Source organism: Larsenimonas suaedae (assembly GCF_023712105.1).
Taxonomy (GTDB): Bacteria; Pseudomonadota; Gammaproteobacteria; order Pseudomonadales; family Halomonadaceae; genus Larsenimonas; species Larsenimonas suaedae.
This window is the reverse complement of the sequence record NZ_JAMLJI010000002.1, coordinates 377530-390158: the sequence shown is the minus strand read 5'-3', so window position 1 is coordinate 390158 and position 12629 is coordinate 377530. Positions and strand designations below refer to the sequence as shown.

Here is a 12629-nt window from a genome sequence, read left to right as displayed (position 1 = left end):
CGTGTGAGAGTTATCGAAGTTTAAAGAGGGTTTTTCGGCAGGTGTATGACGAAGTCGACCAAAGAATAAACAGCGATTACAAAATTAATAATAAAGTACTTGCGCTTTTTGGTTCTTTTATAAAGAAGCACTGATTAAAAGGTTTAAAAAAACACATTGCCGATAAAAGAGCCGGTCCAAGATAAAAAAGACCTGCACCCAATAATGGGGCAGGTCCTTGCGAAAGCGGGAGTATGCGTTAGTTGGTACGCTGATGTAACAGTCCGGTCATATGCTTGAGACGGCGGCTGAACCGGTAACTACTCGTTAGTGGAGTGCCGAATTCCGGCTCATCGGGCCAGGCGAAGTAGCTGCCAAGCACGGTGTCCCAGTACGGGCTGATAAAGCGAAGATTGCCGGCGCCCGGGGTAAAGGTCATCTCGCCGAAGTAGATGGCGCCCTCGAAACAATAGAAATCGACGCGGCAGTAGCCAAACGGGCCTGCAAGTGTCTTGGCCTTTTGAATCATGTCGTCGAGCGCTTTCGGCGGCTCGAGGATTTCGGGCGCGTCGCTTTTCGGAAGCCGGCTGTCATGATCGAACGGCACCTTGCCCCAGGTTTCGGAGAACAGGTTCTGAGTGGTCTCACCAAACCGCCCGTCGATGACCTGCACGAAGCAATAGTTGTGGCTGCCGTTATTGAATACGTGCACCTTGTAATCCGCCGGGGGCTGTCCGTTTTTCTGACTCAGAAGACGTTCGAACAGAATGCGCGGCGTGATTTTCTTGTAGTGCTTTTCGAAGCGGTTGTAGGGCACCGTCAGCCAGGCGTTGGCCTGCTTCGCCAGAGCGTCGAGGTCTTCGGCGTTCTTGTCGCGCACGATATAGACCTGGCCTGCGCCGTGCGTCGATTTCATGACGAACTGGTTCGGGAGATCCTCGAACGTCTCACGGGTGACGTGGCGCGTGCTCTTATACAGCGTGATCAGCGGATCATTACCCAGCTTCTCCTGGACATAGGCTCTTACCGCGAACTTGTCGGCAAGGCGAGAAAACTCAGGCAATGGGTTCTGCATCCGGCAATACAGCTTTTCGGTAAAGCTTGTCGGCGCTGAAAAGCTCAATCGTCTTTTATGATTGAGGTAATAGAGAACTCTGTAGCGCATCCGCTCGCTAAGCAGTGTTAAAAATATTTGGCGCATGATAGTACCCGCTTCCCTGGAACATGCCTGCGCATTCATAAACGCTGCTTTGGTTATCTGAATGCCGAGCAATGTATGAACACCGTCTCGTTACTTAACGAAACGATATAAGGGTGTGGGCGAGAAAAATGTGCCGTTTTGCTTACAATGCGGCTTGTCTGAAGGCAAACAGTAGTAATTAACTAATGTAACTAATCTGCTGTTTTCAATGTTTCCAATGCATGGTTCTTTGGAATTATTTTCGTCTGAACTAAATTCGCGCCAATAAGTAAATTGACCAAGTCATATAGTGCTAGATGAAAACTAGTACTATAGAGTCGTCTATTTAATTTACTGTATTAGTTAAATTTAATCTTAACCGCTGGCACAGTCCATGATCAGGGCGTGCCTGAGTGGCTTCTTTGCCGATATGGCGCTGTTTTAAAGTGGTTAAGGTCGATTTTAGAAAGGGTTAGCCATGTCTCATCGCGCAGGCTCATGAAGTACATGTGTGCGACGACTGTGATTAACGATAAAAAATACCAGTGGCGCTGACACGATTTAGTTGATTTAGGTTGTTAATCGGGAAATCCTTATATTTTCGACCTGAGTATGATCTTGAGAAAGATTCTGAAACGGGTTTCATTTGATGGAAATAGAATGTAATCAAGGTGTAACTCTACGCTCCGGGGCGTTACGGCGTGATGTGTTCTTGCTGGCGGCATTACCGGGCAGGTAACCCTGCCCGGTAGATCAAGCTACTGCGCTCGTTGACCATCGACCAGGCGCGTCAGCGACAAGGGGTTGCCCTCGCGCAGAGCTGTAGGCAACAGCGCGTCAGGAATATCCTGATAGCAGACCGGACGCAGAAAGCGCTCAATAGCCTTGGTGCCGACCGACGTGGTGCGGCTGTCGGAGGTGGAGGGGAACGGGCCACCGTGCACCATGGCGTCACACACCTCGACCCCGGTCGGCCAGCCATTGGCCATCACTCGGCCGGCGCGACGCTCAAGCGTCGGCAAGAGCTTGGCGGCGTCGTCGTGGTCGGCCTCCTCCATCTGAAGCGTTGCCGTCAACTGCCCCTCGAGGGCGCGGGCAAGCGCGCGCATTTCTTCCTGTGAGGCGCACTCAACAATCAATGAGCTGGCGCCGAACACTTCTTCCTGTAACGCACGATCATTAAGCACGGCCTCTGCCCGGGTAATGAAAAGCCGAGGCCTGCAGGCATTCGGAGCGCTGGTGGTCTCGCCGTGGGCAATCTCGCGCACATTCGGATGACCCGCCAGTGCGGCCGCGCCTTGCTCATAGCTTTTGTGGATGCCGGGGGTGAGCATGGTGTGCGCCGGCTGTTCTTTAAGAGCCTGAGCCGCATGCTCGATGAAGCGATTGAGCGCAGGGCCTTCACGCGCGATCAAAAGCCCGGGGCTTGTGCAGAACTGGCCGGCGCCCATGTTGAGCGAGCCGACGAACCCCTCGGCGAGTGCCTTGGTGCGGGCCTCAAGCGCCTCGGGCAGTACGAACACCGGGTTGATGCTGCTCATCTCGGCGTAGAACGGAATCGGCTCTGCGCGGGTGTGGGCCAGATTCCAGAGCGCAAGCCCGCCCTTACGTGAGCCGGTAAATCCGGCGGCCTTGATGGCCGGGTGGCTGACCAGCGCCTGGCCGACTTCGGTGTCGGCGTCATAAAGCAGTGAAAACACCCCTTCCGGCAGGTTGCAGCGGTTGACGGCGGCGGCAATGGCACGGCCGATCAGCTCGCAGGTGCCCGGGTGGGCGTTGTGCGCCTTGACCACCACCGGGCAGCCAGCGGCCAGGGCCGAGGCGGTGTCGCCGCCGGCCACCGAGAAGGCCAGTGGGAAGTTGCTGGCGCCGAACACGGCCACCGGGCCGAGGGCGATGCTGCGCTGGCGCAGGTCCGGGCGGGGCATCGGTGCGCGCTCGGGTTGGGCCGGATCGATGCGCGCGTCAAGCCAGTTGCCGTCACGCACGACCCGAGCGAACAGGCGCAGCTGGTTACAGGTGCGTCCGCGTTCGCCCTGAATGCGGGCTTCAGGCAGGCCGGATTCGGCGACCGCGCGTTCGGTCAATGCATCGCCAAGCGCGTCGATCTCCTCGGCCACCGTCTCGAGAAAGCGTGCCCGGTCCTCGAGCGATGTCTCCCGGTAGGCGTCGCATGCTTCCTCGGCCAGGCGGCAGGCGGTGTCGACGTCGTTGAGTGTACTTGCCGACCACGTCGGGGTGAGCGACTCGCCGGTGGCCGGGTTGAGGGCCGTGATCGGCGCGCCTGAGCCTTGGGTGATGGTGCGTCCGATCAGGTGATGGCCTTCGGGCTGCATGGTGCGTCCTCCGTCAGAGGTGGATGAAAGCGAAGTGGCGGTGCTTTGAAGGGCGTTGACGCGAGCCGGCGGCGTGTCGTCGAGCCGGGTCAACGGGTTTCGAAGGGCTCGGCCGAGCGGGGGCAGCTCGATTTCGAAGCGGTCGCCCGGCTCGGTGCGAATCTGGTCGCCGAAGCTGAGTGTTGCAGTGCCAAAAAAGTGCAGATTGACATCGCCCGGCCGGCGAAACAGCGCGTACTTGAAGTGGTGGTACTCAAGGTTTGCAAGGCTATGGGACATGTTGGCCTCGCCGGTCAGAAACGGCTTTTCCCAAAGCGTCCGGCCGTCTCGAACGATACGGCTTGTGCCCTCGAGGTGTGCCGGCAGCTCGCCGACCACAAGTTCCGGGCCGATGCTGCAGTGACGAAGCTTCGAGTGGGCAAGCCACAGGTAGTTCTGACGCTCGGTCACGTGATCGGAGAATTCGTTGCCGATGGCGTAGCCGATGCGCCAGGGCTGGCCTGTGTGGTCATTGACGTAGATGCCGACAAGCTCCGGCTCTTCACCGGCATCAAGCCCGAATGCCGGCCCCGGCAGCGGCTGCTCGGGCGCGACCACGATGCTGCCATCGCCCTTGTAGAACCATTCCGGCTGAGCGCCGACCTGGCCCTGTTCCGGCTTGCCGCCGTCAAGCCCGAGCCGGAACATCTTCATCGAGTCTGTCAGCTCGCTGTCCTCGAGCGCGCCGTGCATCGCCGCCCGAGTGTCGGCGCTGCCGAGGTGCGTAAGCCCGGTGCCGGTCACGTAGCAGTGGGCCGGGTCGGGGTGGGTAATCGGCGGCAGCAGTTGGCCGGCCTTGATCAGGGTGTCGTAGTCGAGCGGCGTGTCGAGCAGCAGCCCTTCGACCACGGCCTCGATCGGCTGTCGGCTGTCGATGGCGAGTCGCACAAGCGACAGCGTGCCGCCGTCGAGGTCGATCTCACGTACGGTCGAGGCGTTTTCGACGAGGCCGGCCCGGGGGCCGGCGGCGCTCATGAACTGGATCAATCGCATGGTGTTGCTCCTTTGCGCCGGATAAGTGGCGGGCTCAGTGGGAATGGCGCGGAACGTCCGCACCGCGGCAGCCGCGCAGGAAGTCGAAGTCGCATCCTTCATCGGCCTGCAGAACGTGTTCGATGTAGAGTCCGCGGTAGCCGCCATCGCGTGCGATGGTGCGCGAGTCCTGGGTCGGGTCGTTTGCCTCCAGGCGGCGCGCGATTTCGTCTTCGGCAACGTCCAGATGCAGGCGGCCGGTGTGGCAGTCGAGCTCGATCCAGTCGCCGTTTTCGACCGCAGCCAATGGCCCGCCGGCCCCGGCTTCGGGGGAAACATGTAAAACGACCGTGCCGTAGGCGGTGCCGCTCATGCGGGCATCCGAAATCCGCACCATGTCGGTCACGCCCTGCTCGAGCAGCTTGGCAGGCAGCCCCATGTTGCCGACCTCGGCCATGCCGGGGTAACCGCGGGGGCCACAGTGCTTCATGACCAGAATGTCGTCCTTGGTGACATCAAGTTCGGGGTCGTTGATGCGGGCCTTGTAATCCTCGAGGTTCTCGAACACCACGGCGCGGCCGCGGTGCACCATCAGCTCGGCCGTGGCCGCCGACGGCTTCAGCACGGCGCCCTTGGGGGCGAGGTTGCCGCGCAGGATGCAGATGCCGCCATCGTCGATCAGCGGGTTGTCGAGAGGCCGAATGACCTCGTCGCTGTAATTGGGCGCTTCCTTGACGTTGTCCCAGAGCGTCTTGCCGTTGGCGGTCAGGGCGCCGGGGTGGGGCAGAAGGTCACTTTCTCCAAGGCGTCTGAGCACGGCCGGAAGGCCGCCGGCGTCGTAGAACTCTTCCATCAGAAAGCGCCCGGAAGGCTGAAGATCGACCAGCGTCGGCGTGCCTCGGCCGATGCGGGACCAGTCGTCCATTTCGAGGTCGACGCCGATGCGCCCGGCAATGGCCTGCAGGTGAATCACGGCGTTGGTGGAGCCCCCGATGGCGGCGTTGGTGCGAATGGCGTTTTCGAACGCGCCCCGGGTCAGGATTTTCGAGAGTTTCAGGTCTTCATGAACCATGTCGACGATGCGGTTGCCCGAAAGGTGCGCCAGCACATAGCGCCGGGCGTCGACGGCCGGAATGGCGGCGTTGTGGGGCAGCGTCACGCCAAGAGACTCCGCCATGCAGGCCATGGTCGAGGCGGTGCCCATGGTGTTGCAGGTGCCGGCGGAGCGGGACATGCCGGCTTCGGCGCTCATGAATTCATCGAGACTGATCTTGCCGGCCTTCACCTGCTCGGAGAGCTGCCAGACGATGGTGCCGGAGCCGATGTGCTTGCCGTGGTGCTTGCCGTTGAGCATCGGCCCGCCGGAGACCACGATGGCGGGCACATCGCAGCTTGCCGCCCCCATCAACAGCGCAGGCGTGGTCTTGTCGCAGCCGGTCAAGAGCACCACGCCGTCGATGGGATTGCCACGAATGGCTTCCTCGACGTCCATGCTCGCAAGGTTTCGGGTCAGCATCGCGGTCGGGCGCAGATTCGACTCGCCGTTGGAGAACACCGGAAATTCCACCGGTAGACCGCCGGCTTCCCAGATGCCGCGCTTGACGTGCTCGGCGAGCTGACGGAAGTGGGCGTTGCAGGGCGTGAGCTCCGAGAAGGTATTGCAGATGCCGATCACCGGCTTGTTGTTGAATTCGTGATCGGGAATGCCCTGGTTTTTCATCCAGCTTCGGTACATGAAGCCGTTCTTGTCCGCGGTGCCGAACCATTGGGCGCTGCGGAGCTTGGTGGTCTTGGGATCTTGGTGACTCATGGGTGCCTCCTCAGGCAGGGTACGGTCGAAAGTCAGGCGATGAACGCGAACAGAAGCCAGGCCAGGCCAAAGGCCATGAGCGAAATGCCCACCGACACCACGCTCCAGGTCGTGAGCATCGTGCGGGTCGAGACGCCCAGAAACCGTCCGACCAGCCAGAAGCCGGAATCGTTGACGTGGGAATAGCCGATGGCGCCGGCGACGATGGCGGTGACAATGCAGGCGGCAGGGAGACCGGCCAGTTCCGGGGCGGCAAGCACGGCCGGGGCCATGATGCCGGCGGCGGTGGTACCGGCAACGGTTGCCGAGCCCTGGGCGATGCGGATGACCGAGGCGATCACATAGCCGGCAACGATCAGCGGCATGCCGATCTCATTGAGGCTGCCGGCCAGGGCCGTGCCGATGCCGCTTTGAGTCAATACGGTGCCGAACATGCCGCCGGCGCCGGTAATCAAAATGATCGAGCACACCGGGGCCATCGCGTTTTCGACGATGTCGTTGATCGCGTTCATGCCGCCGTTTTGGGCGCGCTTCAATACCAGCAGCCACATCGCGACCAGGGTGCTGATCAGGAGCGCCATCGGGGTTTCACCGATCAGCATCAGCACATCGAGTAAAGGGTTATCCTCAGGCAGCGTGCCGCTCGAGATCAGGGTAGACAGCCCGGTGTTCATGAAGATCAGAAGAAGCGGCAGCAGCAGAACCAGCAGCACGGTCGAAAAGGCCGGCGGCTCGGCATCGTCTGTGTGGGCATCGCCCAGCATGTCCGGCACGCGCTGGTAGGGCGTGCGGTTGGCAAGAAACACCGAGAGGCGATAGCCCATCACGTACCAGGTCGGAAGCCCGACCAGAAGGCCCACGAACAGCACCTGGCCGATGTCGGCATGAAGGAAGACCGCCGCAGCTACCGGGCCCGGGTGCGGCGGCATCAGGGCATGCATGACCAGCCCCGCGCCGCCGACCGGCAGGCCGAACAGCAGGATCGAGCTTTTAAGTTCGCGGGCGACGGCGTAGATGATCGGCAGCATCACCACGTAGGCGGCGTCGAGAAAGATCGGGAAGCAAAACAGCAGCGCAGCGACCGAAAGCCCAAAGGGCGCGCGGTCACGGCCGCAGGCGCGGATGAGCGTATCGGAAAGTACACGCGCCCCGCCGGAGGTGGCGACAATGCGCCCGAGCACCGCGCCGAAACCGATCAAAAGCGCAACGTTGCCAAGCGTCTTGCCGAAGCCGCCGATCAGCGTGTCCATCAGGCTGGATACATCGATGCCGGTGGCGATGGCGGTGCCGATGCTGACCAGCACCAGCGCGAAGAACGGGTGCAGCTTGATCCGGATGATCAGGGTCAAGAGCACCGCGATAGCTGCAGCGCAGATGATCAATAGCGTCGGCGTCGAGAGGGCTGTGTTGGCAGCCTCTTGTGGGTTCATATCGATCTCCCGGTCCTTGAATGGGCGCCGCCACCGCGTTCTGCTCGGAGATGACGCAACGCCGAGCTGCCAGGTGGCGAGGGCGTGCCGGGAAACATACGCCCAAAAGGCTATATCAGAATAATGTTGAAAATGGCTTAATCCGATACCGTTTACGTTATGACTCAAGGAAATGAGCCACGCCATGGGCGATCTGGATGAGCATTGGTTTTTCAAGGCGCGACTAAAGTTGCGCCACCTTTACCTGTTCGTCGTAGTGGGCGAGCAGGGCAACCTGCACAGGAGCGCGGAGCTGATGGGCATTTCCCAGCCCGCGGCCTCGCGGCTTCTGGCCGAAATCGAGCAGCGCCTCGGGCAATCGCTGTTTGACCGTCACGGCCGGGGGCTTGAACCCAACGCCTACGGCGAGCTGATGATTCGCCGCGCCCGCGCCGTGCTCGATGAGCTGATCGGGGCCGGCACGGAATTCAATGCGCTCCAGGCAGGGCTTGCCGGCGTAGTCAACATTGGCGCGGTGATGGAGCCGGCCATTTCACAGGTGCCGCTTGCGATCGAGCAGGCCCACAACACCAGCCCGGCGCTCAAGCTGACGCTTCAGGTCGCCAACAGCCACACTCTGGTGCAGGGGCTGATGGAGGGCCGGTTCGATTTCGTGATCGCCCGCGTGCCGGCGGGCTTTCCCTCGGAGGCGTTCGTGTTCGAGGAGATCGATGAGGAGGAGCTTTGCTTCGTCTGCAGCCAGCGTCATCCGCTCGCCGGAAGCGACGACCCAGATCTTACCGAGCTTGCAGCCTCGCCCTGGTCGATCCAGCCGCCGGGGACCCTCATGCGTCAGCGCATCGAGGATTTGTTTCGCCATCGGGGTGTGGCGTTTCCGTCCTGGGTGGTGGACACCTCGGACCTGCCGGCGGCGCTTGCCCTGGTCGACCGCTCCGAGTTCATCACCGTCACCATTCGCCGGGTGGCCGAGCTTCTGTGTGACCCGACCCGCTTTGCGATCCTGAGTGCGCGGAGCCGCTTGAGCGTGCAGCCCTATGGTCTGGTAAGCCTTCGACGCACCAGGCTATCGCCGGCGGTGGCCCGGGTCATGGACATCTTTCGGCAGAACATGGCGGCGTCTCGCGCCGAGGCGCGGCCCGGAGTACATTGAGCGCCATTCGTTAACGGGCGACCCAGGGGGAGAGGGACGTGCATCACTGGATATATCTGCTGGATCTGGCCGGGGTGGTCGTGTTCGCGCTGTCCGGTATCGCGCTTGCGTGCCGTGTACGGATGGACCCGATCGGCATGCTGGTGCTGGCGGCGGTCACCGGCATCGGCGGTGGCACACTGCGTGACCTGCTGCTCGGGGTGCGCCCGGTGTTCTGGGTGACCGATCCGACCTACCTCTGGGTCATTCTGGCCACGGTGATCGTGTCGATGGCGGGTCTTCATTTCGTCCATCACCTACCAAAGCGGCTGCTGTCGGTTCTCGACGCCTTTGGGCTTGCGCTTTTTACCGTGCTGGGGGCCAACAAGGCGATGATGCTTGACTACACCGGCATCGTCGCGGTGTTGATGGGGCTTTTGACCGGTGTGGCCGGAGGCGCTTGCCGCGACGTGCTGGCCGGGCGAATTCCGATGGTGCTCAGACAGGAAATCTACGCCACCGCCTCGATTCTGGGGGCGGCGGCCTATGTGGCGCTGGTTGAGGTCGGCGCCTTCGAGGGCCTCGCCCTTGCTCTTGGGCTCGGGGTCACGCTGATGCTTCGCTTGAGCGCGATCTACTGGCATCTGGCGCTGCCGACCTTCGTGTGGTTGCCGCGGCCGGAGGAGGAGCGCTACGACCCCGAGCGTGACCCGTTGCCGCCGGGGGATCAGCGTCGACACAAGCGGGTACAGGTGGTGGCGTCCCGCCCGCGGCGCCGGCGCCGGCAATGACAATGATGAGGACGCAGGGGGCGTGCCAAGCGACTACGCTTGGGGCATCACTTTCGACTCGAGGCTTTCATCATGCCGGAGCTTACGCTGTTCTATGATGGCGCCTGCCCCCTGTGCGTGCGCGAAGTGCGCCACCTCACCCGGCTGGACACTCACGGGCGCATTCGCTGTGAGGACATCCAGCAGCCGGATTTCTCGACGCGCTACCCCGACATCGACCCGGACGAAGCTCGAACGATTCTGCTGGCCCGTGACGGCAACGACCACACCTTGAAGGGGCTCGATGTAACGCATCGCGCCTGGTCGCTGGTCGGGCGGGGGGCGCTTACCGCGCCGCTTCGCTGGCCGCTCGTGCGCCCGGTCGCCGACCGGGTCTATCTATGGTTTGCCCGTAACCGCTACACCATCTCCGGCGTGCTGACCGGCAAGCGCCGCTGCGACAGCTGTGCGTCCGGGCAGTGCGACATCGATAAGAACTAGGAAATTCTCTTGTCCGCGTTTGAACTGACTTCCGAGGCGCCTTCTTCGGGGCCTGCCCAACCCACGCCACTTGAGCGCGCGTTCTACGCCCGCGATACGCTCGAGATCGCCCGCGACCTGCTCGGCTGCCGGCTGGTGGTCGAGTGCGACGGTGAGCGTCTGGTCGGGCGCATTACCGAAACCGAGGGCTATCTGGGCTTTGCCGACACCGCCTGCCACTCCTCCCACGGGCGCACGCCCCGCACCGAGGTGATGTTCGGCCCGCCAGGGTACGCCTACGTCTACCTGATCTACGGCATTCACGACATGCTCAACCTCGTCGTTGGCCCCGAGGATGACCCCTGTGCGGTATTGATCCGCGCCATCGAGCCGCTCGAGGGCGAGGCCAGCATGATCGCCCATCGACGAGGCAAGAAGGGTCGGGAGCTTGCCAACGGGCCCGGCAAGCTCACCCAGGCGCTCGGCATCACCAAGGCGCGCTTCAACCGCCACGACGTCTGTCTCGGTGAAGGGCTTTGGGTTGAGCCGGGCGAGCGCTTCGACGACGCCGACGTGGTGACCGGCCCGCGCATCGGCATCGACTACGCCGAACCCGAACACCGCGACGCCCCGTGGCGGTTTCTGGTCAAGCGGCGTAAGTAAGCCGCACTGATGTTTACTGAAGGCTAGGCCGAGGTCAGAAACCGGCGCACTGCTGAGTCGACCCGGCGTAGGCGCTCGGCCCGGGAAAGCGTCGGGACCTGGCCGACCATGATCTGAATGTGCAGGTCGCCGATCAGCATGCCGGTAAATTCACCGGCGGCAAGCCGGCAGTCGTCGATGACAAGACGCTTGAGCGCCACCTGGTGGGCGAGGTAGTCGGCGAGTTCACCGAGCGTTCGAAACGGGCCGCTGTCGAGAAAGCGTCGGGCAAGCTCGGGGTGACGGTGAAGGTCGTTGAGCACCAGCCGGTAGAGCGCGAGGGCTTCGGGTTCGAGCAGGAAATCGAGCAGGCGACGGCCAAAGCGCGTGAGGCCATCGTGGGGCAGCAGGTCATTGGCCAGCGCGTCCTGAATCGGCTCGAACACTGACATGGCCCGGCGCTCGATGACCGCAATGAAGAGCCCCTCCTTGCTGCCAAAAAGCTTGTAGAGCGTTGCAAGCGACCCACCGGCGCGGCGAACCACTTCGTTGACGCTTGCCGCTTCAAACCCCTGCTCCGTGAACACCTCGAGTGCAGCGTCGAGAAACCGCTGGGCGCGCTGCTGCCCCTTGGGCGTTACGGTGGTACCGGGTGGCGGCGTCATCGATGGCTCCTGCTGGTGTCCTCAAAAAGTGTAGCGTATGCTACGTTTTTTTGAGTCCAACTGGAACGAGCGTCATGGCATCGATTGCACGCACCTGGATCAAGCGACTGATCATCGCCCTCATCTTGCTGGTATTGATCGTTGCCGGCGCCTTCTGGGCCTGGCACTGGTGGCAGACCGGCCGCTTTTTCGAAGAAACCGACAACGCCTACATTCATGGCGACAGCGTGGCGGTTCGAAGCGAGGTGAATGCACGGGTGCTCGGGGTGCCGGTGGCGCACAATCAGCGCGTGCACGAAGGCGATACGCTGGTGGCGCTGGACCCGACCGATTATCAGGACGACTTGAAGCAGGCCCGCGCCAAGCTCGCCCAGGCCAGCGCCGCCGTGGTGAAGGCGCAGCGCAACATCGAGCTGCAGCAGGCGGTGATCGAGCAGAGGAAGGCCGACATCGCGTCAGCTCAGGCGCAGTACACCCAGGCGCGCCAGACGCTGTCACGCACGCAGAAGCTGGTCGAGCGTCAGTATTCCTCGCGCCAGCAACTCGATGAAGATCAGGCCAATTTCGATGTAGCCAAGGCCAACGTGACCTCGAGCAAGGCCGCCCTGGCCTCGAACCAGCGTCAGCTCGCGGTCTATCAGGCGTCGCTCGATGACGCCCGGGCCAACCGGGACAACGCCCGCGCCGCGCTCGAGGCCGCCGAGCACCAGCTTGCCAAAACTCACATCACCGCGCCCTTCGATGGCGTGGTCGGCAATGTCACGGTAGAAAAGGGCACCTACGCGCAGCCGTCGCTGACGCTGATGACCCTGGTGCCGGTGGATCATCTCTACGTCGTTGCCAATTTCAAGGAAACCCAGATCACCCGCATGCGCATCGGGCAGTCGGTGGAGGTTCACGTCGATGCCTACCCCGACACGACCTTCGAGGGCGTGGTCGAAAGTCTGGCGCCGGCGACCGGGGCGCAGTTCAGTCTGCTGCCCCGTGACAACGCCACCGGCAACTTCAACAAGATCGTGCAGCGGGTGCCGGTGCGGATTCGCCTGCTGGGGCCTGAAAAGAAACTGGCGTTTTTGCACGCGGGGCTGTCGGTGGAGCCTCGGGTCGATACGCGAGAGGATGGCCGAGGATTGTATCTGGGCCCCGTGTCGCGCTCGCCCATCGCCCGCGACGTCACTCCGCGCAATCAGGACTGAG

Annotated in this window: 10 protein-coding genes and 1 pseudogene; 5 read left to right on the top strand and 6 right to left on the bottom strand. The window is 62.2% G+C overall.

Annotation, left to right across the window (positions count from 1 at the left end; genetic code table 11):
• Positions 1-238: 238 nt before the first annotated feature.
• The 5 genes and pseudogenes from NAT49_RS07740 to NAT49_RS07720 all read right to left on the bottom strand — a co-directional run bounded on the left by NAT49_RS07740 (position 239) and on the right by NAT49_RS07720 (position 7746).
• Positions 239-1042 carry an ATP-grasp fold amidoligase family protein gene (locus NAT49_RS07740; protein ID WP_251592893.1) on the bottom strand — a complete coding sequence of 268 codons (804 nt, stop codon included), beginning with the start codon at positions 1040-1042 and terminating at the stop codon, positions 239-241.
• An 875-nt stretch (positions 1043-1917) separates the two neighbouring features.
• Positions 1918-3495, bottom strand: coding sequence for an aldehyde dehydrogenase (NADP(+)) (locus tag NAT49_RS07735; protein ID WP_251593571.1), 1578 nt, complete (start codon positions 3493-3495; stop codon positions 1918-1920).
• 66 nt (positions 3496-3561) lie between these two features.
• Positions 3562-4527, bottom strand: a pseudogene (araD1, locus tag NAT49_RS07730) (AraD1 family protein); the annotation flags it as partial.
• A 34-nt stretch (positions 4528-4561) separates the two neighbouring features.
• Positions 4562-6316, bottom strand: coding sequence for an IlvD/Edd family dehydratase (locus NAT49_RS07725; protein ID WP_251592892.1), 1755 nt, complete (start codon positions 6314-6316; stop codon positions 4562-4564).
• Positions 6317-6348: 32 nt separating this feature from the next.
• Entirely contained in the window at positions 6349-7746 is a 1398-nt protein-coding gene (locus NAT49_RS07720) for a GntP family permease (RefSeq protein WP_251592890.1), read from the bottom strand.
• A gap of 184 nt (positions 7747-7930) precedes the next feature.
• Between NAT49_RS07720 and NAT49_RS07715 the strand changes: the two genes are divergently transcribed.
• The 4 genes from NAT49_RS07715 to NAT49_RS07700 all read left to right on the top strand — a co-directional run bounded on the left by NAT49_RS07715 (position 7931) and on the right by NAT49_RS07700 (position 10788).
• Positions 7931-8896, top strand: coding sequence for a LysR family transcriptional regulator (locus tag NAT49_RS07715; RefSeq protein ID WP_251592888.1), 966 nt, complete (start codon positions 7931-7933; stop codon positions 8894-8896).
• A gap of 38 nt (positions 8897-8934) precedes the next feature.
• Positions 8935-9666 (top strand): trimeric intracellular cation channel family protein, encoded by a 732-nt coding sequence (locus tag NAT49_RS07710; protein WP_251592886.1) that lies wholly within the window; start codon positions 8935-8937, stop codon positions 9664-9666.
• Positions 9667-9738: 72 nt separating this feature from the next.
• Positions 9739-10146: a thiol-disulfide oxidoreductase DCC family protein gene (locus NAT49_RS07705; RefSeq protein WP_251592884.1), complete on the top strand. Its 408-nt coding sequence runs from the start codon at positions 9739-9741 to the stop codon at positions 10144-10146.
• A 9-nt stretch (positions 10147-10155) separates the two neighbouring features.
• Positions 10156-10788, top strand: a complete 633-nt coding sequence (locus NAT49_RS07700) for a DNA-3-methyladenine glycosylase (RefSeq protein WP_251592882.1) — start codon at positions 10156-10158, stop codon at positions 10786-10788.
• A gap of 23 nt (positions 10789-10811) precedes the next feature.
• On the opposite strand, the gene NAT49_RS07695 is transcribed toward NAT49_RS07700, so the two are convergent.
• Entirely contained in the window at positions 10812-11432 is a 621-nt protein-coding gene (locus NAT49_RS07695) for a TetR/AcrR family transcriptional regulator (RefSeq protein WP_251592880.1), read from the bottom strand.
• 74 nt (positions 11433-11506) lie between these two features.
• On the opposite strand from NAT49_RS07695, the gene NAT49_RS07690 reads away from it, so the two are divergent.
• Entirely contained in the window at positions 11507-12628 is a 1122-nt protein-coding gene (locus NAT49_RS07690; RefSeq protein WP_251592878.1) for an HlyD family secretion protein, read from the top strand.
• The last annotated feature ends 1 nt before the right edge of the window (position 12629 follow it).